Below are 18,445 nucleotides of genomic sequence, written 5' to 3'. Positions count from 1 at the left end.
GAAGATGATCGCGAGGCCGAGCGCCATCAGCAGGTAGACCGAGAACAGGATCAGGCCGGCGAAGCCCTGCATCGCGAAGATCGCGCCGAGATCGCCGAGGGAGTAGTCACCGAGCATCCGCGCGCTCCGATCATTCGGGACAACCGGAGGGCCGTGGCCCGCCGGTCCGTACGCTTGCGTCGTCCATGCCGCCCCGGGGTCGTGTCGGGACCGGGCGTCCCGGGGCCGGGGCCCCGGGGTCGCGGTGAGCGTCCGGGCCGGCCTTGCAAGTCGCGCGCCGGACTCGCCGCGCGCCGGATGCCCGACGCGCGGCGGCGGCCTACTGGTAGCCCTTCGGGAACGGGTCGGGCTTGATCAGGTCGGGGCTGATGTAGACGATCTCGAACTGCCCGTCGGCCTTGGCCTTGCCGACGCGGGTCTTCGACCAGAGGTGATGGTTGGGATCGATGCGGACGTAGCCCTCCGGCGCGCCCTTGAACTCCAGTTCGGGCGAGGCGGCGACCACCTTGTCGACGTCGAACGAGTTGGCCTTCTCGCAGGCCATCTTCCACAGGTAGGGTCCGAGGTAGGCCGCCTGGGTCACGTCGCCGATCACGGTCTTGTCGCCCCACATCTTCTTGAAGTCGGTGACGAACTTCTTGTTGTTGTCGTTCTCGATCGACTGGAAGTACTTCATGCAGGCGTAGGCGCCGGCGATGTTGTCGCCGCCGATGCCGTCGATCTCGTCCTCGGTGACCGAGATCGTGATCAGCACCTGCTTGGACAGGTCGATGCCGGCCGCCTTGAGCTGCTTGTAGAACGCCACGTTCGAGCCGCCGACCACGTCGGTGAAGATCACTTTGGGCTTGGTCAGCTTGATCTTGTTGATCACCGAGTTGAACTGCGTGTGACCGAGCGGGAAGTATTCCTCGCCGACGACCTTGCCCTTGAGCACGTTCTCGACGTGCTTGCGCGCGATCTTGTTCGAGGTGCGCGGCCAGATGTAATCGGAGCCGACGAAGAAGAACGAATCGCCGCCCTTCTCCTTGTGCACCCAGTCGAGGCCGGCGAGGATCTGCTGCGTCGCCTCCTGGCCGGTGTAGAACACGTTCTTGGACTGCTCCAGGCCCTCGTAGAAGGTCGGGTAGTACAGCAGGCCGTTGTACTGCTCGAACACCGGCAGCACGGCCTTGCGCGAGGCCGAGGTCCAGCAGCCCATCACCGCGGCGCACTTGTCGTTGACCAGGAGCTTCTTGGCCTTCTCGGCGAATGTCGGCCAGTCGGAGGCGCCGTCCTCCTGGATGATCTTGATCTTGCGGCCGAGGATGCCGCCCGAGGCGTTGATCTGCTCGATGGCGAGCTTCTCCGCCTGCTGCGCGCCGGTCTCCGAGATCGCCATCGTGCCGGTGATCGAGTGCAGGATGCCGCAGGTCACCTCGGTGTCGGTGACGGCCAGGCCAGTGCTGTTGACGGCCGAGGTCGCGGGACCCGCCGCGTAGGCGTAGCGCGGCAGCAGGCCCAGCGCCGGGGCGGCGGCCAGCCCCATGAGCAGCTTGCGCCGCAGGGGCGAGTGCAAGCCCCGATCCGAGCCGTGAACGTCGTCAGCCATCGTGCCTTGCCCTGTCTCGCGTCCGGCGGCTCTTGAGAGGCGGCCGCGGATCGTCCGGCGCAGGCTAAGGCTCAGGTTGCATCGCAGCATATACGCTGTTTTGCGTATGGCCGGCCGGAGCGTGGCGGCGCAGTCTGCTCCACCCTCGGCCGATCGTCGTGTGCGGAAGGCGCGTCGGTCCGATCAGCCCTGCGGCCATTCGCGGATGTCCACGAAGCGGCCCGCCACCGCCGCCGCCGCCGCCATGGCGGGCGACACGAGGTGGGTGCGGCCGCGGTGGCCCTGGCGGCCCTCGAAGTTGCGGTTCGAGGTCGAGGCGCAGCGCTCGTTCGGGCTGAGGCGGTCGGCGTTCATGCCGAGGCACATGGAGCAGCCGGGCTCGCGCCAGTCGAAGCCGGCCGCCTTCAGCACCGTATCGATGCCTTCGGCCTCCGCCTGCGCCTTCACCAGCCCGGAGCCCGGCACCACCATCGCCGAGACGCCCGCGTGCACCTTCCGCCCCGCGACCATGCCGGCGACGATGCGCAGGTCCTCGATGCGGCCGTTGGTGCAGGAGCCGATGAACACCCTATCGAGCCGGATGTCGGTGATCTTCGTGCCCGGCGTCAGGCCCATGTAGGACAGCGCCTTCTCCTTGGACTGGCGCTTGTTCTCGTCGGGGATCGCCGCCGGATCGGGCACGCGGCCCAGCACCGAGATCACGTCCTCGGGGCTGGTGCCCCAGCTCACGATCGGCGGCAGGCTCGCGGCGTCGAGGCGGACCTCCCTGTCGAAATGGGCGCCCGCGTCGGTGACGAGGCTCTCCCAGTAGGCGCGCGCGCGGGCGAAGGCCGCGCCGTTCGGCGCCTTGGGCCGGCCCTCGACGTAGGCGTAGGTGGTCGCGTCTGGCGCCACGAGGCCGGCGCGCGCACCGCCCTCGATCGACATGTTGCAGACCGTCATCCGGCCTTCCATCGACAGAGCGCGGATCGCCTCGCCGGCATACTCGATGACGTGGCCGGTGCCGCCGGCGGTGCCGATCTCGCCGATGATCGCGAGCACGATGTCCTTGGCGCTGACGCCGGCCGGCAGGGCGCCGTCCACCGTCACGCGCATGTTCTTCGCCTTGGACTGCACCAGCGTCTGCGTGGCGAGCACGTGCTCGACCTCCGAGGTGCCGATGCCGTGGGCCAGCGCCCCGAAGGCGCCGTGCGTCGAGGTATGCGAATCGCCGCAGACGATCGTCTGGCCGGGCAGGGTGAAGCCCTGCTCGGGGCCGATGATGTGGACGATGCCCTGGCGCCGGTCGAGCGCGTCGTAGAACTCGATGCCGAAATCGGCGACGTTCTGCGCCAGCGCCTCCAACTGGATGCGGCTCTCCGGGTCCGCGATGCCCTGGCTCCGGTCCGAGGTCTGGACGTTGTGGTCGACCACCGCCAGCGTCTTCTCCGGGCAGCGCACCCTGCGGCCGGCCACGCGCAGGCCCTCGAACGCCTGCGGGCTCGTGACCTCGTGCACGAGGTGCCGGTCGACGTAGAGCAGGCTCGAACCGTCGGGCTGGACGGCGACGACGTGGTCGTCCCAGATCTTGTCGTAGAGGGTGCGCGGGCTCGTCATGGGTCTTCGGTTTCGCTTCGCGACGGTCGGGGGCAGCCGGGGATCGGCCCGGCGCGGTTCTTTTGTAGGGTTCGCGACGGGATTTCGGAAGTGGGCGCGGGTGCGGATGGATGGCAGACCGGCATCGGCCGCACGGGTTCGTCACGGCATCGCCGCACCTTGCCGCCGCCGGGGGCGGCGCTCATCATCGCGGCCACACGCCCCGGCGCCGCCGGGCGCCAGGAGCCCGCGCCGTTGATCGCCGACCATCCGCCCGATCTCCTGATGCTCAAGCCGATGCTCGCGAGCGTGGCCGAGGCGCTGGCCCCCGCCTTCGCCGTCCATCGCCTCGACGCCGCGCCGGACCGCGACGCGTTCCTCACCGAGGTCGGCCCGCGCATCCGCGGGCTCGCGGTGAACGCGCAGGCGCGGGTCGACGACGCGCTGATGGACCGCCTGCCCAACCTGGAGATCGTCGCCAATTTCGGCGTCGGCTACGACACCATCGACGCGGCCGAGGCCGGGCGCCGCGGCATTGTCGTGACCAACACGCCCGACGTGCTCACCGACGAGGTCGCTGACCTCGCGGTCGGCCTGCTTCTCGCTACGGTCCGACAGATCCCGCAGGCCGACCGGTATCTGCGCGCCGGGCGCTGGCCGCGACAACCATTCCCGCTGACCGCGTCCCTGCGCGGGCGCCGGGTCGGCATCCTCGGGCTCGGGCGGATCGGCCGGGCGATCGCGCGGCGGCTCGAAGGGTTCGGGGTCGCGATCGCCTATCACGGTCGCCGGCCGCAACCGGAGGTTGCTTACGAATACCACCCGACGCTCGTCGGGATGGCGCAGGCCGTCCACGTGCTGATGGTGGTGGCGCCGGGCGGGCCCGGCACCGAGGGGATGGTCGATGCTGCGGTGCTCGAAGCCCTCGGGCCGGAGGCCATCCTCGTCAACGTCGCCCGCGGCAGCGTCGTCGACGAGGCGGCGCTGATCGCCGCGCTCGAGGCCGGCGCGATCCACGGGGCCGGGCTCGACGTGTTTGCCGCCGAGCCGCACGTGCCCGAGCGGCTCCGTGCCCTCGACCGCGTCGTGCTGCTGCCGCATGTCGGCTCGGGCACGCACGATACCCGCGCGGCGATGGGCGGGCTCGTGGTCGACAACCTGGTCTCGTGGTTCTCGGGCCGCGGGCCGCTGACGCCGGTGGCGGAGACACCCTGGCCCGCGGGCGTCGGCGCATGAGGACGGCGTGGGCGGCCTTCGCGTTCGCCGCGCTCGCGGGGGCCGCGCCGGCTCAGGAGACGCCGGTTCCGGGCGCCGACGCCCCGCCCCCGGCCGCGCCCTACGCGGTTACCCTGCCGGAGAGCCGGGCCGGGGTGCCGGGCACCTGGGACCTCTCGCGCGGCGGCACCAACCGGCGCTGCGTGCTGACGCTGGCCGCCGAATCCGGCGAGGCGGGGCAGAAAGTGCGCTTCCCGGCCGGGTGCCGGCGCGCGGTGCCGGTGGTCGCCGCCGTCGCCGGCTGGCTCTTCGCCGACGGCGTCGTACGCCTCGTCGACCGGAACGTGCGCCCGGTGCTGCTCTTCGCCAAGCGCGCCGACCAGCGCAGCTACGTCGCGAAGGCCGAGGCGGGCGAGACCTACGATCTCGTGCCGCTCGAGATCGCGGCGATGCGGCCGCCGGGCCTCGCCGACACGGCGCCGGCCGCGCCGCCGGATGAGGCCGGGACGCGCCCGGCCCCGGCGGAGGCGCCGGCCGCGGGTCCCGGCCCGGGGCCCGGCCTCTACGCCCTCGACCGCTACCGCGAGCGCGACGTCTGCCGGCTCGATCTCGGGGACGGCCCGGGCGCGCCGGTGCGCCTGCTGCCCGGCTGCCGCGACAGTGGGATCGCGGTGTTCGATCCGGCCTCGTGGCGGGCAGCGAAGGACCGGATGACGCTGGTCGCGCGCCGCGGCCACATCGTCGACCTCGTCCCCGCCGGCGACGGCACGTGGCGCCGCGACCCCGAGACCGGCGTCGCCTTCGTGCTGCGCCGGATCGAGCCCTGAGCCGGCCGATGCCGCCGTCACGCAAGCGAGGCGACACGACGTGATATCGTCGCGCGCCGCGTCCCGTTAAGGAGACGGCCCGGACGGCGTTCCGGAGGGCGAGTCAGGGCGGTGCATGAGCCTGTTCCGGAAGTTGTGGTCGCGGTCCGAGGCGGAGCTTGCCGGGGCGGAGTTCGACACCGGTGGCGAGGCGGCGCTTCGGGACGGTGCCGCGGCACCCGCCGCCGGGCCGGGGCCGAGGACCCTCCGGCACCCCGACGAGTTCCGGGTTCCGAGCGGCCTGCGGGCGAGCCCGACGGACCTGAACCGAATCCTCGTCGTCGGCTCCTGCCTCGTCGAAAACCTGCTCGCCGCGTTCGGGCCGGGGACGCTGGCGGCGGGCGACTTCGTGCTGTTCAACAACATCGGGCAGTTGCCGCAGGCTCCGCCGCGGCCGCTGGCCGCCTACGACCTGCAGATCGTCCAGATCCCGCTGCGCAGCTTGCTCGCCGACGCGCAGTTCGCCAGGCTCACGTATCATCGCGGGGCGGATTACCAGCTCGTCTTCGAGCAGGCCGAGCAGCGCCTGATCCTGTCCCTCGACGCGGCCATGCGCTGGAACCGGGAGACCGGGATCACGACCTTCGTCGTGAACTTCTTCCGGCCGCAGCAGGACGTCGTCGGGCGGCTGATGCCGCGCAACGACCTGCGGAACTTCACCTATTTCATGGATCGGCTGAACGAGAGCCTCGCGAATCGCGTGGCCGGCTACGACAACGCCTACATCCTCGATTTCGACGGCATCTCCGCCACGATCGGGCGCATGCACGTGCAGGACGAGCATCTCTGGATGCTGAACCACAACTCGACGCTGAGCGATTTCGACTTCGCCTACGACCAGGCTCGGCTCCATCCCCCGCTCCCGATGAGCCGGCAGGGCGAGCTGCGGATCGACGCGTTCTTCGAGGCGGTCCATGCCGAGATCGAGGCGATGTTCCGGACGCTCCGGCGGATCGACGCCGTGAAGCTCGTCATCGTCGACCTCGACGACACCCTCTGGCGCGGGGTGATCGCGGAGGAGGGGGCGGGCGAGGCTGCCACCTGCGAGGGCTGGCCGTTCGGCCTCGCCGAGGCGCTCGGCGTCCTGAAGACCCGGGGTATCGTGCTCGCCATCGCGAGCAGGAACGACGCGGCGACAATCCGCGCCGCGTGGGAATCGCAGTTCGGCGACCGCCTCCGGCTCGACGATTTCGCCGTCGTGATGATCGACTGGAACGCGAAGGTCGATAACGTCGCCGCGATCCTGGCGCAGGTGAACGTGCTGGCGGGCAGCGCGGTGTTCATCGACGACAACCCCGTCGAGCGCGCGGCGGTCGCTGCGGCGTTCCCGGGCATCCGGACGCTCGGCGCCGACCTCTACGGCATCCGCCGCACGCTGCTGTGGTCGGCCGAGACGCAGGTGCCGTTCATCACCGACGAATCCGGCCGCCGCACCGAGATGATCCAGGCGCAGGTCGTGCGCGAGGCGAGCCGCGAGACCCTGTCGCGCGCCGCGTTCCTGGAGACGCTCGACGTCCGGATCGCCCCCGTCGTGATCGCCGACGCGGCGCATCCGCGCTTCCGTCGCGCCTTCGAGCTGATCGGCAAGACCAACCAGTTCAACACCACCGGCCGGCGCTGGACGCCCGAGGAAATGCAGGCGGCGTTGGGCGAGGGCATGGCGATCCACGCCTTCGAGGTCGCCGACCGGTTCACCGATTACGGCCTCGTCGGCGCCGCCTTGGTGACGGGCGCCGAGATCGTCCAGCTCGTGATGAGCTGCCGCGTCGTCGGCCTCGACGTCGAGGGCCGGATGCTCGCGCATCTCTTCGCCGAACTGCGGCGGGCCGGCCACGCTCGGGTCTCGGCGCGCTACGTCGCGACGGGCCGGAACGCGCCCTGCTCGGGGATCTACGCCGATGCGGGGTTCCGCGCGGCGGACGACTTCTGGGTGCGCGACCTGCCGTGATCCGCCGCGCGCCGAAGCCCGCGGACGCCGGTCTCAGCGCCGGTCCTGGGCCGGCAGCATCCGCTCGTGCTGGCCGTCGCGGCGCACGACCACGTGCCAGGCCGTGCCGAGGACGTGGAGGGCGACGAGCAGGTACACCGCCCACTGCCCGGCGAGGTGCATCCCCTGGAACACCTTCTGCAGGCCCTCGTCCTTGGTGAGCCCCGGCACGGTGAAGAGCCAGAAATACGGGGTGTCGCGGCCCGCGAGCGCGCTGAGCAGGTAGCCGCTCACCGGCATGACCAGGAAGACCGCGTAGAGCAGCCAGTGGTTGATCCGCGCGATCAGGGTCAGGGCGGCGGGCGTGTTCGGGTCGGGCGGCGCCGGGTGGACCATACGCCAGACGATCCGCCCGACGACGATGGCGAGGATCGTCAGGCCGACCGACTTGTGCAGGACGAAGAAGCTGCCCTTGGCCGCCGCCTCCCGCGGCAGGCTCACGGCGACCCAGGCCAGGGGGAGCACCGCCAGCACGAGGAGCGCGGTGAGCCAGTGCAGCGCCTGCGCGACCCCGCCGTAGCGGATCTGGCGGGCCGGGACGATCGGCCGGGGGGCCGCGAAGGCCGGATCGGTGGACATGAGAGGCCCTTGCTGCGCCGGAGGACCCGAGCTTACGGAGCATTTGCCTTCGCGGGAACCGCCCGCGCACGCTATTTCGGCGCGCTGCCCCGGTTCGCATCCTCCTTCGGCTTCTCCTTGCCGAGGTAGATGTATTCCGGCGCGGCGCGGAGCTGGTCCTTGTCGGTGTTGATCATCGCCGTCAGGGTCTTGCCGTCGGCGCGCTGAAGCCGCAGCGCGCTCGGATCGACCGCGACGTACTTGGTGCCGATGCCAAGGAAGCCGCCGACGCCCACCACCCAGGCCTTCACCTTGCCGTCGAAACCGAGCACCACGTCGGCGATCTCGCCGATGGTCTCGCTGCCCGCGTTGGTGATGGTCTGGCCGACGAGCTTCGAGGTCACCATGTCGTCGGGTGCCTGGGCGACGAAGGTCGGGCGCAGGGTGTCGGTGAAGGTCGCCGGCTGGCCCGGCACCGGCTCGACCGGCCTCATCGGCGCGGCGGCGGAGGGCGCCGCCGCGTCGGGCTTCACGGGGTCGGGCTTCACGAGATCGGGCTTGGGCGCGTCCGGCGCGACGGTCGCGGGCTTCTCCGGCGGCACCGCCTGCGTGCCCGGGGCGGCCGCGCTCGGATCGGTCGTCTGGGCGGGCGCCGGGCAAGCGCAGCAGGCGAGGAGGACCGTTCCGGCAATCAGGCTTCGCATCGGGTCTCGTCCTTCGCGTCAGGCGGTGGTGTCCCCGCAGAAGGTCGGGCCGCGGCATAAGGTTCCGGTTCCCCGACTGGACGCCGCCGATGCCGGCGCCACTTAATCGTTCAGGGCCCGCAGGGTCCGTGCCGGGAGTTCACGCCATGACGATCCTCCGCCGCGACGCCCTGGTCCTCCTCGGCGCGGCCTTCGCCGGCGGCGCCCGCGCCGCGGGGGCCGAGGCCCGGGCCGGCACCTTCGCCTTCGACAGGCCCGAGGGCGGAACGCTGCCGCTCTCGGCCTATGCCGGGCGGCCGGTGCTGGTGGTCAACACCGCCACCGCCTGCGGTTTCGCCGGGCAGCTTTCCGGCCTTCAGACCCTGTGGACGCGCTTCCAGGAGCGCGGGCTCACGGTGATCGGGGTGCCGTCGCCGGATTTCGGAAACCAGGAGCCGCTCGACGGCGCCGCCATCGCCGAGGCCGCGCGCAAGAACCACGGCGTGACCTTCCCGCTCACCGCCAAGACCCGCGTGAAGATGCCGGGCGCGCACCCGTTCTACCAGTGGGCCGCGCTGGAGAAGCCCGGCGAGACGCCGCGCTGGAACTTCCACAAGTACCTCGTCGCCCGGAACGGCACGCTCGCCGCCGCCTTCGCGACGCAGGTCGAGCCGACCGACCCGCGGGTGATCAGCGCGATCGCCGGCGAACTCGACAAGGCATGAAGCTCAAAGGCATGGGGCTCAGGCCGGCACCGTGAGCCGGTCGGCGCCGCGCGACACGCGCATCAGCGCGTCGAGTTCGCGCCCAGCAGCCGCGACGCGCTCGGCCACCGCCGCGTCGGTGATCGCGCCGTCCGCGATCTCGCCGCCGCCGGCATAGACCGAGGTCGGCGCCACGTGGGCGGCGAAGAACCCGAACAGCGGCCTGAGCGAATGCTCGACGACGAGGGCGTGGCGCAGGCCCCCGCCGGTGGCCGCCAGCGCCACCGGCACGCCGATCAGCGCCTCCGGGGCGACGAAATCGAACACGTGCTTGAACAGCCCGGAATAGGCGCCCTTGTAGACCGGCGTGCCGACGATCAGCGCGTCGGCGCCCTCGATCGCCGCGATCAGCCGGGCCGCCGGGATCGACAGGTCCGCGCGGGTATGCGCGCCCAGGCCCGGCCCGGCATCGATCAGGTCGAGCACGGTCAGGTCGATGCGCCGATGGCCCGCGAGTGCCGCGGCGATCGCCGCGACGAGGCTGCGCGTGCGCGAGGGCCGGTTGATGCTCGCCGAGAACGCGACGACGCGGGGAAGGGGCACGGATCGGACCTCGAGGCTCGCCGGAGCGCCCCGGCGTTTCGCGGCCGGCGGCGCGATCCGCCCGTTGTGACCGGTCTCGGCGCACTTGGGAACCGTCCCCGCCCGCGGCGCGGGCGCCGCGGCCCGGCCGGGCCGCGAGGCTCCGGATCATCATGCCGCCGCGCGGCTCGCTCCGCCGACGGAGGCGGATTCCCGGTCACAGGCTCAGGAACGCGGTGACGAGGCCGATATCGGTCAGCCCGTGCAGCATCTGGTCGAAGCCGAGCAGCCACCAGAACCGGACGTTGAGCGGCGTCCAGCCGGTGCGGCGGGCGACGACGGACTTGGTGCGATCGACGCTGAAATGGATCGCGCCGTCGACGAGTGCGAGCCACCACAGCGGCGGTGCGACCACCAGCGCGACGCCGAGCGTCGCCGCCGCGTGGCAGCCGGCATGGGCGGCGAGCGGCGGAAACCACCCGGTCGCCCGCTCCTTGCCGCGCGCCATCCAGTCGGTCTGGAGCACGAAGTCGGCCACGTAATGCTTCACGATCATGGTGGCCGCGAGCACCGCCATCGTCCACACCGGAACCAGCGGCATCGCCCCCCCGCGCGTCGTCCTGTGCCCGGACGCTAGTCCCGCAACCGTTGGTTTTCCATGAACCAGCCCCGGCGCGCATGTGCCCGCGCGCACCGGCTGTCGCCAAGCGTGAGCTTGACAGCGGGAGCGGATAGGTCGCCATGGCGCTTCCCGCCTTCGGAGATACACCCAAGATGGATGCCCTGTTCTCGCGCCTGAACGGCTACGCGCCGCACGCCCTCGGGATCTTGCGGATCGTCACCGGCCTCCTGTTCCTCCAGCACGGCACGCAGAAGCTCTTCGCGCTGCCGCCGCGCGCGATGCCGGCGCCCGAACTGCTCTCGCTGCTGGGCGCGGCGGGCGTCCTCGAACTCGTCGGCGGCGTGCTGATCCTCCTCGGGCTGTTCACGCGACCGGTCGCCTTCCTGCTCTCCGGCCAGATGGCGGTGGCCTACTTCCTGGCCCACGCGCCGAGATCGCCCTACCCGGCGGTCAACGGCGGCGATGCCGCGATCCTGTTCTGCTTCGTCTTCCTGTATCTCTGCTTTGCCGGACCGGGCCTGTTCAGCCTGGATGCCGGCCGCAGCCGGTCGCGCTTCTGATCACGCCGGGTCGGCGTCGATCCGCACCCGCAGGATCGCGTAGGGCGGCTCCGTGAGGTCGCGGCCGTGGTTGAACTCCGGGCGGCGGTTGACCTGCGAGGCCGAGACGTAGAGCCAGCGGTCGGGCGTGATCCAGAACGTGTCCGCCCAGATCAGGCGCGGGTCGGAGGCGATCACCGTGATCGTGCCGTCGGGGTCGCGCCGCCCGACGGCGTTGTGCTCCTGCAGGCTGAGGTAGACCCGGTCCTTCGAATCGGCGATCAGCCCGCCGGTCAGCCCCTTCTCGCCGAGGTCGCGCACCGAGGCCGCGACCTCGGCGTCGGTGACCTTCGGGTCGAGGAGGCCCGCGGTCTCGACGGCGTAGAGCCGCCGGCTCATCAGCGGCGCGTAGTACAGGCGATCGCCGTCGGGGCTGAGCGCGATGCCGTTGGCGCCGCCTTTGGGGAATTGCGGCGGTCCCTCGCCCCGGGTCTGCATCACCGGGCGTTGCTCGACGAACTTCACCATCCCCTTCTGCGACTTGGTGCTGGCGTGCTCGGCGAGCCGGCGTGCGACCTGGCCGGTGACGAGATCGACGGCGAGGATCGCCCCGTCCTCGCCCTGGCCCTGGTCGGTGATGTAGGCGCGCTGCCGGTCCGCCGGCCCCGCGACGCGCAGGTCGTTCAGCGACGAGGTCGGCGTGATGCCGGCCTCCAGCGGAATCACCCGGCGGATGTGGTCCGTGGCGAGATCGACCTGCACCAGCTTGGCCCCGCCAGGCACCGGCGCGCCCTTGCCCTCGGGAATCCCGGCATCGAGCAGCCAGAGGGTGTCGTCCGGGGCGAGGACGCCGTTGGGCACGTGGAACAGGCTGGCCTGCGGTCGGCCCGGGTCGGGCCTGTTGCTCGCCGCGTCCGGATAGGCCCGCACCGAGCCGTCGGGGAAGGCTTCGCCCAGCGTGATCGGCTCCGTGCCGGTGAACCGCGGCATCATCACGAAGACGCGGCCGCGCTTCGAGATCGCCAGCCCCGTGGGCGAGGACGGCGCGTGGACCGCGAGCGCGAGTTCCATCGCCCCGGCCGTCCGGCCCGCGACGGCCCGCCCGCCGGGCGCCGGCGATCCTTCGTCGGCCGCGGCGGTTCCGGGCTGGCCGAGGGCGGCGAGGCCGCCGGCGAGGAGGTGACGTCGATCGAGGTCCATGGCGCTTCGTCTCGGGTCGGTGCGGCTCAGCCGCGGGTCGCGGGCTCGCGCAGGTCGATGGCGTGGATGGCGTGGCCGGCGGCGATGAACAGCCGGCGCCCGTCGGCGCCGCCGAAGGCGAGGTTGGCCGCCGCCGTCGGCGTGGCGATGCGGCCGAGCCGGGTGCCGTCCGGGGCGAAGATGCGGATGCCGTCGGCGCAGGCGGCGTAGAGCCTGCCGGCGGCATCGACCTTGAGCCCGTCCGGCACGCCCGTCTCCACCTGGGCGAAGGTCCTCGGAGGGCCGAGCGTCCCGTCCGCGGCGACCGCGAAGGCGATGACCGCGCGGCCGGCCTCCGGGTTGAGGGCGGCGCCCGATTCGCTGACGTAGAGGGTGCGCCCATCCGGGGCGAAGGCGAGGCCGTTCGGCTGGTCGAGGGCGTCGGTCATCGCCTCGACCGTCCCCGATGCGGTGATCCGGTAGACCCGCCGCGCGGCCTGCTCGGGTTCGGCGAGCACGCCCTCCTCCGGCTGGGTGATGCCGAAGACCGGGTCGGTGAACCAGATCGTCCCGTCCGGACCGGGCACGGCGTCGTTGGGCGCGTTCAGCCGCCGGCCGCCGAAGGCGTCCGCCAGCACCGTCACCGTGCCGTCGCCCTCGCGCCGCACGACGCGGCGGGTGCGGTGCTCGCAGGTGACGAGGCGGCCGCGCGCATCGAGGGTGTTGCCGTTGGCGTTGTCGGACGGGTCGAACAGGGTGCTCACCGCGCCGTCCTCGGCAAGCACCCGGATGCGGTTGGCCTTGGTGTCGCTGAACACCAGCCCGCCGTAGGCCGGCGCCCAGCACGGCCCCTCGCACCAGCGCCCACCGGAAAACGGCGTGTGCAATCGGGCCGCCGGATCGATCAGCGACGCGAGCCGCGGGTCGTCGACGCGGACCACGCCGGATGCCGCCCGGACCGTCGTGGCGGCGACGAGGCCGAGGCCGGCGCCGAGAAGGGTGCGTCGATGCGGATGCGGCATGGGCCTCCGGGGACGGTCGACCGGGGGGCGCCGGTCGCGTCATCGGGGAAGGCGGGAAGCCCGATGGCGGTTCCCACCGGACGGCTCCCGGTTCGAGCCGGCGCACCCGACGACGATCGAGGACCGCCCGCCACGCCGGCGGACATACGCGAACCGGGTCGCGTGAACCGGGAGCCATGCTCCTCCGCGGGAGCTGCGAACTTCACACATCCCACGGCGCTCCCCTCTCCCGACCCCCTGACGGGGGCCTCCCTCCCCTGCAGAGGTGGGAGGGAGGACGCGGTGGCCGCCCCGCCCGCTGCGTGAACCATGATCCGCTCAAGGGGCGAGGAAGCGAACGGGATCGTCAGCGCGCGCTCACCCCCGCCCGCGCCCCCAGCGCCGAGAGAATCCGCGCCCACGAGCGCGTGCCCTTGTGGAAGCTCCGGAGGTCGTACTTCTCGTTGGGCGAATGGATGCGGTCGTCTTCCAGCCCGAAGCCGATCAGCAGGGTGTTGCGGTCGAGGATGCGCTTGAAGTCGCCGACGATCGGGATCGAGCCGCCCGCGCCCACCGTCACCGCCGGCACGCCCCACTCGTCGGCGAGCGCGGCGCGCGCCGTCTCGAGCTCCGGCATGTCGAACGGCAGGCTGATCGCGCGGGAGCCCTTGTAGCAGACCACCTCCACCGCGCAGTCGGCCGGGATGCGTTCGCGCACGAACGCCTCGAAGGTGGTGGCCAGCGCCGCCGGGTCCTGGTCGTCGACGAGGCGGAACGAGACCTTGGCGCTGGCCGTGCCCGCGATCACCGTCTTCGTGCCCTCGCCCGTGTAGCCGCCGACGATGCCGTTGACGTCGCAGGCGGGCCGCGACTGCACCAGCTCGATCAGCATCCGCCCGCGCTCGCCGGCGGGCTGCGACAGGCCGATCGGCCCTAAAAACTTCTCCGGGCTGAGGTCGAGGCCGCGCCACTGCTCCAGCACCGCGGGCGGGGTCTCGCGCACGCCATCGTAGAAGCCCGGCAGCGTCACGCGGCCTTCGTCATCGTGGAGATCCGCCAGGATGCGCGCGAGCACGTGGATGGGGTTGCGCGCCGCGCCGCCGAAGAAGCCGGAATGCAGGTCGCGGTCGGCGCAAGCGACCTTCACCTCGAAATAGGCGAGCCCGCGCAGGGAGGAGGTGATCGCCGGCGTCGCCCGGTCCCACATGGTCGTGTCGCACACGAGCACGATGTCGGCCGCCAGCCTGTCCTTGTTCTTCGCGACCCATTCGGGCAGCCCCTGCGAGCCGTTCTCCTCGGCGCCCTCGATCAGGATGGTGACCGCGCAGGGCAGTTCGGCGTTCATCGCGAGATGCGCCCGGCAGGCCTCGACGAAGGTCATCACCTGCCCCTTGTCGTCCGAGGCGCCCCGCGCCACGATCGTCCTGCGGCCGTCGGCATCCGTGGCGATGCGCGGCGCGAAGGGCGGGCTCTGCCACAGCGCCAGCGGATCGACCGGCTGCACGTCGTAATGCCCGTAGAACAGCACGTGCGGCGCGCCCGGCTTCGGCCTGTGGGCGAGCACGACCGGATGCAGCGCCGTCTCCTCCACGGAGGTCTCGAAGCCGAGCGCCGCGAGGTCGCCGGCGAGCCAGGCCGCCGCCGCGCGGCAATCGCCGGCATGGGCCGGATCGGTCGAGATCGACGGGATGCGCAGGAACGCGAACAGGCGCTCCAGCGCGTTGTCGAGGTCCGCGTCGATGTCGTTGAGGACGGAGTCGAGCGCGGCCATCGGGCTTCCCTGGGTGCGGTGCGGAAAAGTCGGCCCCAGGGTTAGCCGAGGCGCGGCGAAACGGAAACCGGCGCGCCCCCCTGGAAAGCCCGCCTGCATCGCCCTGCCGCCGCATCACGGTTCGCGGATCACCAGAGGGGCGTCGTCAACGGGCCGGCCGTGCCCTACACCTGCGACACCGTCGCGCCACTGACCCATGCGCGCCGTGAACGGCGTAGATGCCGGGCGCGCCGGCATGACGGGCCGCATCCGCAGCGACATCGCGCAAAACCCATGAGGCTCCAACACCCATGAACCTTCTCCTCGTCTTCATCGGCGGCGGCCTCGGCAGCATGGCGCGCTACGGCGTCGGGGTCGCGTCCCTGCGGCTCGGATCGGATTTTCCCTACGGGACCATGGCGATCAACATCGCCGGCTCGATCCTGATGGGTCTGTTCGTCGGCTGGTTCACGCTGCGAAGCGGCCCGCAGGCCCTGCGCCTGTTCGTGGCCACGGGCCTGCTCGGCGGCTTCACCACCTTCTCGTCCTACTCGCTGGAGGCCGTGCTGTTGCTGGAGCGCGGCGAGACCGGCGCCGCGGCGGCCTACGTCGTCGGCTCCGTGGCGCTCGGGCTCGCGGGCCTGTTTGCCGGCCTCCTGCTGATGCGGGCCGTGCTGTGACGGGCGAGATGCTGCGATCCTGGCGCTTCTGGGCGCTGCTCTCGGCGGCGTTCGCCGCGCTCACCGCGATCCTGGCCAAGGTCGGCGTCTCCGGCGTGCCGTCGGACGTGGCCACCTTCGTGCGCACGCTCGTGATCCTCGGGCTCACCGGCGCGATCCTCGCCGCGTCGGGACAGGCGGCCGATCTCACGCGCATTCCGGGGCGCAGCGCGGCGTTCCTCGTGCTGTCGGGGCTCGCCACCGGCGCCTCGTGGCTGTGCTACTTCCGGGCGCTCTCGCTCGGGGACGCCGCCCGCGTCGCGCCGATCGACAAGCTCAGCGTCGTGCTGGTGGCGATCTTCGGCGTCGTCCTGCTCGGCGAGACCTTGAGCCCGAGCCACTGGCTCGGCATCGCGCTCATCGCCGCCGGCGCGGTGCTCGTCGCGATCGGAGCATGAGGCCGGACGCCGCGACGTAATCTGGAATGATTTCAACTATAAAATACGATTTCGATCGATCAAGAGTGGACTTGCAACGGTTCCAATATTGCCGTTCACACTTGATTGTCGATTTCCGACGCTGCTAGACGTTCGCCGCGGCGAATTCCTGCGGGCGCCCGCGCCTGCACGGCGTCGCCGGAGCCCGAGCGATGGAGGTCGGAATGAGACGGCTGATGGACCTGATCGGTGCCTGCGTCACCTTCGCGTGGTGGGACGGCTCCTGCCTCGGCCTGCGCCTGCACCGCCTGCCCGACCTGATCGACCGCGTCGCGGCCGGTCCCCGGCCGGCCGTGGCGCGGGCCGCCGGACTGTGCGGACCCGAGGATCGGCGATGACGCCCGCCGCGCCGACCTGCGGCTGCGACGAGGCGCGCGGGCAGGCCGCCATCGAGCAGGCCGTGATCCGGGCGTTCGAGCGGAGCCTCGACGGGCAGGGCCTGTCGGTGATGGCGGCGCTGGAGGCGGCGGCCCGCGCGGTCGGGACCCTCTACGGCCGGATCGCCGCGGCGCACGGGCCCGGCTCGCCCTGCGCCTGCGGCTGGGTTCCGGACCCGGATGCCGAGCTCATCGTGCTGGAGGCCCATCTCGCTGCCGCCCTGATGCGGCCGCGCCGATTCGACCTTGCCGGGATGGAGGCCGCCGGCCGGGCCTGACCGGCGCGGCGGGGTCGCGGACCGCGTCACCGGGAGTACCCGCCGACCGGCGCCGGCTATGGCTGGGGCCGCGCGCGCCCAAGGCCGCCTCGACCGGACGACGCTGGACCGCCCCATCGCCGGCGCCCGGCCGGACATCGCGACGGTTCGGGAACGCGCCCGCACCCGGCGCGTCGGCGCGCTCCGGCACCGGATCAGGCGGGTACGCGCACCGTCGCGCGCAGGCCGCCGAGCGGACTGTCGTAGAGCGCGACGTCGCCGCCATGCGCCCGGGCGATGTCGCGGGCGATCGAGAGGCCCAGCCCCGAGCCGCCGGCATCCTGCCGGGCGTCGTCGAGGCGCACGAAGGGCTTGAACACCGCCTCGCGGCTCTCCGCCGGGATGCCCGGGCCGTCGTCGTCGATCGAGACCAGGAAGGCGCGGGCCTCGGCGCGGCCCGAGATCGCGACCGTCTCGCCGTAGCGGGCGGCGTTGGCCGCGAGGTTGAACAGGCAGCGCCGGAAGGCGTCCGGCCGCACCGTGACCTCGGGCGCGCCGGCCAGATCCACGGCCCCGACCTGCGCGCCCAGGCGCTCCACGTCGGTGCGCAGCTCGTCCAGCAGCGCGCGCATGTCGGTGGCGGCGGCGGGCTCCGCCGAATCGCCGCGGGCGAAGGCGAGGTAGCCCTCCAGCATCCGGCTCATCTCGTCGACGTCCCGCGACAGGTCCTCGATCTCCGGGTTCTGCTCGACGAGCGCGAGCGACAGCCGGAAGCGGGTGATGATGGTGCGCAGGTCGTGGCTGACGCCGTTGAGCATCGTCGTGCGCTGCTCCATCGCCCGCTCGATGCGCCGCTTCATCTCGATGAAGGCGTGGCCGGCCTGGCGCACCTCGCGGGCGCCGCGGGGGCGGAACTCGATCTCCCGGCCCTTGCCGAAGCCTTCGGCCACCGCGGCCAGCCGCAGGATCGGCTTGATCTGGTTGCGCAGGAACAGGATCGCGACGCCGAGCAGCACCATCGATGAACCGATCATCCACACGAGGAAGATGTGCGAGTTCGAGGCGTAGGCCTGGGAGCGGCGCGCGGTGATCCGCATCACGCCGTCGGGGATCGCGACGCGGATCTCGATCAGGTTCGAGCGGCCGACCGTGTCGATCCAGAACGGACGGCCGATCTGGCGCTTCAGCTCGTCCGAGAGCGCCTCGTCGAGGATCGAGAAGAACGGCCGCGGGCCCGCGGGCGGGATCTTGGCGCCCTTGAGGATGTCGAGGTCGAGGTTCAGCCGCTCGCCGGCGATCCGGGACAGGGTCTCGGCGGCCTTGTCCTGCGGATACACCTCGTAGAGGTCGATCAGCGCGGCGACGTCGGCGGTCACCGCCGAGGACAGCCGCTTGGTCACGAGCTGCCAGTGCCGCTCCATGAAGGTGTAGGCGATCACCGATTGCAGCAGGACGACGGGCGCGATGATGATGATCAGCGACCGGGCGTAGAGTCCCTTCGGCAGGAGGTCGCCGACCGCGCGCGCGAGGCGTTTCCACCACGTCCGCGGTCCCCGCAGGCGGGGGGCGGGGCGTCCCTGCGGCGGGGCGGGATCGGGCTCCGTCACGGCAGGACCCGCATCGGGCCCCGGGACGGAGCGGGTTCCGGGAGGGGACGGCGCATCGAGCGGGTGTCCGGGCGGATGTCCTACGGACGGGACGGTGGTCTTATGCCAGTCCCGGGCGAGCCGGCCAACACGCCCGCCGCCAAGCCACGCCCAAGGATCGGCCACGCCCAAGGATCGGCCACGCCCAAGGATCGGCCAC

Annotated in this window: 19 protein-coding genes and 1 pseudogene; 9 read left to right on the top strand and 11 right to left on the bottom strand. The window is 72.0% G+C overall.

What is annotated here, in order from left to right; translation table 11 throughout:
* The 3 genes and pseudogenes from ACFE86_RS14095 to leuC form a co-directional block, all read right to left on the bottom strand.
* Positions 1 to 117: pseudogene (locus tag ACFE86_RS14095) on the bottom strand (urea ABC transporter permease subunit UrtB); the annotation flags it as partial.
* A gap of 202 nt (positions 118 to 319) precedes the next feature.
* Positions 320 to 1,588, bottom strand: a complete 1,269-nt coding sequence (gene urtA, locus ACFE86_RS14090; protein WP_375455954.1) for an urea ABC transporter substrate-binding protein — start codon at positions 1,586 to 1,588, stop codon at positions 320 to 322.
* A gap of 183 nt (positions 1,589 to 1,771) precedes the next feature.
* Positions 1,772 to 3,184: a 3-isopropylmalate dehydratase large subunit gene (gene leuC / locus ACFE86_RS14085; RefSeq protein ID WP_375455953.1), complete on the bottom strand. Its 1,413-nt coding sequence runs from the start codon at positions 3,182 to 3,184 to the stop codon at positions 1,772 to 1,774.
* Positions 3,185 to 3,448: 264 nt separating this feature from the next.
* Between leuC and ACFE86_RS14080 the strand changes: the two genes are divergently transcribed.
* The 3 genes from ACFE86_RS14080 (at position 3,449) to ACFE86_RS14070 (ending at position 7,192) form a co-directional block, all read left to right on the top strand.
* Entirely contained in the window at positions 3,449 to 4,399 is a 951-nt protein-coding gene (locus ACFE86_RS14080) for a 2-hydroxyacid dehydrogenase (protein WP_375455956.1), read from the top strand.
* Positions 4,396 to 5,205 carry an AprI/Inh family metalloprotease inhibitor gene (locus ACFE86_RS14075; protein ID WP_375455952.1) on the top strand — a complete coding sequence of 270 codons (810 nt, stop codon included), beginning with the start codon at positions 4,396 to 4,398 and terminating at the stop codon, positions 5,203 to 5,205. Before ACFE86_RS14080 ends, ACFE86_RS14075 begins: the two co-directional genes overlap by 4 nt.
* Positions 5,206 to 5,320: 115 nt before the next feature.
* Positions 5,321 to 7,192: an HAD-IIIC family phosphatase gene (locus ACFE86_RS14070; protein ID WP_375455951.1), complete on the top strand. Its 1,872-nt coding sequence runs from the start codon at positions 5,321 to 5,323 to the stop codon at positions 7,190 to 7,192.
* Between the two features lie 33 nt (positions 7,193 to 7,225).
* Here the strand turns inward: ACFE86_RS14070 and ACFE86_RS14065 are convergent, their stop codons facing one another.
* The gene (locus ACFE86_RS14065; protein WP_375455950.1) at positions 7,226 to 7,810 is read right to left on the bottom strand and encodes a cytochrome b; all 585 of its coding nucleotides are present in this window, start codon (positions 7,808 to 7,810) and stop codon (positions 7,226 to 7,228) included.
* Positions 7,811 to 7,881: 71 nt separating this feature from the next.
* A complete protein-coding gene (locus tag ACFE86_RS14060; protein ID WP_375455949.1) occupies positions 7,882 to 8,493 on the bottom strand; it encodes a PRC-barrel domain-containing protein in 612 nt (203 codons plus the stop codon).
* Between the two features lie 146 nt (positions 8,494 to 8,639).
* Between ACFE86_RS14060 and ACFE86_RS14055 the strand changes: the two genes are divergently transcribed.
* A complete protein-coding gene (locus tag ACFE86_RS14055) occupies positions 8,640 to 9,197 on the top strand; it encodes a glutathione peroxidase (protein WP_375455948.1) in 558 nt (185 codons plus the stop codon).
* An 18-nt stretch (positions 9,198 to 9,215) separates the two neighbouring features.
* Here the strand turns inward: ACFE86_RS14055 and ACFE86_RS14050 are convergent, their stop codons facing one another.
* Positions 9,216 to 9,779, bottom strand: coding sequence for an NAD(P)H-dependent oxidoreductase (locus ACFE86_RS14050; RefSeq protein ID WP_375455947.1), 564 nt, complete (start codon positions 9,777 to 9,779; stop codon positions 9,216 to 9,218).
* A 196-nt stretch (positions 9,780 to 9,975) separates the two neighbouring features.
* Positions 9,976 to 10,359 carry a DUF3307 domain-containing protein gene (locus tag ACFE86_RS14045; RefSeq protein ID WP_375455946.1) on the bottom strand — a complete coding sequence of 128 codons (384 nt, stop codon included), beginning with the start codon at positions 10,357 to 10,359 and terminating at the stop codon, positions 9,976 to 9,978.
* A gap of 173 nt (positions 10,360 to 10,532) precedes the next feature.
* On the opposite strand from ACFE86_RS14045, the gene ACFE86_RS14040 reads away from it, so the two are divergent.
* Positions 10,533 to 10,940: a DoxX family protein gene (locus tag ACFE86_RS14040; RefSeq protein ID WP_375455955.1), complete on the top strand. Its 408-nt coding sequence runs from the start codon at positions 10,533 to 10,535 to the stop codon at positions 10,938 to 10,940.
* Here the strand turns inward: ACFE86_RS14040 and ACFE86_RS14035 are convergent, their stop codons facing one another.
* The 3 genes from ACFE86_RS14035 to ACFE86_RS14025 form a co-directional block, all read right to left on the bottom strand.
* Positions 10,941 to 12,119: an SMP-30/gluconolactonase/LRE family protein gene (locus ACFE86_RS14035; protein WP_375455945.1), complete on the bottom strand. Its 1,179-nt coding sequence runs from the start codon at positions 12,117 to 12,119 to the stop codon at positions 10,941 to 10,943.
* Positions 12,120 to 12,145: 26 nt separating this feature from the next.
* On the bottom strand, positions 12,146 to 13,120 hold the full coding sequence (locus ACFE86_RS14030; protein ID WP_375455944.1) for an SMP-30/gluconolactonase/LRE family protein: 975 nt from the start codon (positions 13,118 to 13,120) through the stop codon (positions 12,146 to 12,148).
* Positions 13,121 to 13,466: 346 nt separating this feature from the next.
* A complete protein-coding gene (locus ACFE86_RS14025) occupies positions 13,467 to 14,870 on the bottom strand; it encodes a M20/M25/M40 family metallo-hydrolase (protein WP_375455943.1) in 1,404 nt (467 codons plus the stop codon).
* A 290-nt stretch (positions 14,871 to 15,160) separates the two neighbouring features.
* Here ACFE86_RS14025 and crcB point away from each other — a divergent pair, with 290 nt between their 5' ends.
* From crcB to ACFE86_RS14005, 4 genes are all read left to right on the top strand, one after another.
* Positions 15,161 to 15,529 carry a fluoride efflux transporter CrcB gene (crcB, locus tag ACFE86_RS14020; RefSeq protein WP_375455942.1) on the top strand — a complete coding sequence of 123 codons (369 nt, stop codon included), beginning with the start codon at positions 15,161 to 15,163 and terminating at the stop codon, positions 15,527 to 15,529.
* A gap of 8 nt (positions 15,530 to 15,537) precedes the next feature.
* Entirely contained in the window at positions 15,538 to 15,966 is a 429-nt protein-coding gene (locus ACFE86_RS14015) for an EamA family transporter (protein WP_375455941.1), read from the top strand.
* Between the two features lie 203 nt (positions 15,967 to 16,169).
* Positions 16,170 to 16,343, top strand: a complete 174-nt coding sequence (locus tag ACFE86_RS14010; RefSeq protein WP_375455940.1) for a hypothetical protein — start codon at positions 16,170 to 16,172, stop codon at positions 16,341 to 16,343.
* A complete protein-coding gene (locus ACFE86_RS14005; protein WP_375455939.1) occupies positions 16,340 to 16,660 on the top strand; it encodes a hypothetical protein in 321 nt (106 codons plus the stop codon). The genes ACFE86_RS14010 and ACFE86_RS14005 overlap by 4 nt, the downstream gene beginning before the upstream one ends.
* Before the next feature lie 194 nt (positions 16,661 to 16,854).
* On the opposite strand, the gene ACFE86_RS14000 is transcribed toward ACFE86_RS14005, so the two are convergent.
* On the bottom strand, positions 16,855 to 18,246 hold the full coding sequence (locus ACFE86_RS14000) for an ATP-binding protein (RefSeq protein WP_375455938.1): 1,392 nt from the start codon (positions 18,244 to 18,246) through the stop codon (positions 16,855 to 16,857).
* Between the last annotated feature and the right edge of the window lie 199 nt (positions 18,247 to 18,445).

The organism is uncultured Methylobacterium sp., from assembly GCF_964244095.1.
GTDB lineage: Bacteria > Pseudomonadota > Alphaproteobacteria > Rhizobiales > Beijerinckiaceae > Methylobacterium.
The sequence above is the reverse complement of the archived record's forward strand: the minus strand, read 5'-3'. Positions and strand labels throughout refer to the sequence as shown.

Bases quoted from the DNA above. Each gene is read 5' to 3' on its own strand.
- urtA (WP_375455954.1), bottom strand. From the start codon at position 1,588: ATGGCTGACGACGTTCACGGCTCGGATCGGGGCTTGCACTCGCCCCTG.
- leuC (WP_375455953.1), bottom strand. From the start codon at position 3,184: ATGACGAGCCCGCGCACCCTCTACGACAAGATCTGGGACGACCACGTC.
- ACFE86_RS14080 (WP_375455956.1), top strand. From the start codon at position 3,449: ATGCTCAAGCCGATGCTCGCGAGCGTGGCCGAGGCGCTGGCCCCCGCC.
- ACFE86_RS14075 (WP_375455952.1), top strand. From the start codon at position 4,396: ATGAGGACGGCGTGGGCGGCCTTCGCGTTCGCCGCGCTCGCGGGGGCC.
- ACFE86_RS14070 (WP_375455951.1), top strand. From the start codon at position 5,321: ATGAGCCTGTTCCGGAAGTTGTGGTCGCGGTCCGAGGCGGAGCTTGCC.
- ACFE86_RS14065 (WP_375455950.1), bottom strand. From the start codon at position 7,810: ATGTCCACCGATCCGGCCTTCGCGGCCCCCCGGCCGATCGTCCCGGCC.
- ACFE86_RS14060 (WP_375455949.1), bottom strand. From the start codon at position 8,493: ATGCGAAGCCTGATTGCCGGAACGGTCCTCCTCGCCTGCTGCGCTTGC.
- ACFE86_RS14055 (WP_375455948.1), top strand. From the start codon at position 8,640: ATGACGATCCTCCGCCGCGACGCCCTGGTCCTCCTCGGCGCGGCCTTC.
- ACFE86_RS14045 (WP_375455946.1), bottom strand. From the start codon at position 10,359: ATGCCGCTGGTTCCGGTGTGGACGATGGCGGTGCTCGCGGCCACCATG.
- ACFE86_RS14040 (WP_375455955.1), top strand. From the start codon at position 10,533: ATGGATGCCCTGTTCTCGCGCCTGAACGGCTACGCGCCGCACGCCCTC.
- ACFE86_RS14035 (WP_375455945.1), bottom strand. From the start codon at position 12,119: ATGGACCTCGATCGACGTCACCTCCTCGCCGGCGGCCTCGCCGCCCTC.
- ACFE86_RS14030 (WP_375455944.1), bottom strand. From the start codon at position 13,120: ATGCCGCATCCGCATCGACGCACCCTTCTCGGCGCCGGCCTCGGCCTC.
- ACFE86_RS14025 (WP_375455943.1), bottom strand. From the start codon at position 14,870: ATGGCCGCGCTCGACTCCGTCCTCAACGACATCGACGCGGACCTCGAC.
- crcB (WP_375455942.1), top strand. From the start codon at position 15,161: ATGAACCTTCTCCTCGTCTTCATCGGCGGCGGCCTCGGCAGCATGGCG.
- ACFE86_RS14015 (WP_375455941.1), top strand. From the start codon at position 15,538: ATGCTGCGATCCTGGCGCTTCTGGGCGCTGCTCTCGGCGGCGTTCGCC.
- ACFE86_RS14010 (WP_375455940.1), top strand. From the start codon at position 16,170: ATGAGACGGCTGATGGACCTGATCGGTGCCTGCGTCACCTTCGCGTGG.
- ACFE86_RS14005 (WP_375455939.1), top strand. From the start codon at position 16,340: ATGACGCCCGCCGCGCCGACCTGCGGCTGCGACGAGGCGCGCGGGCAG.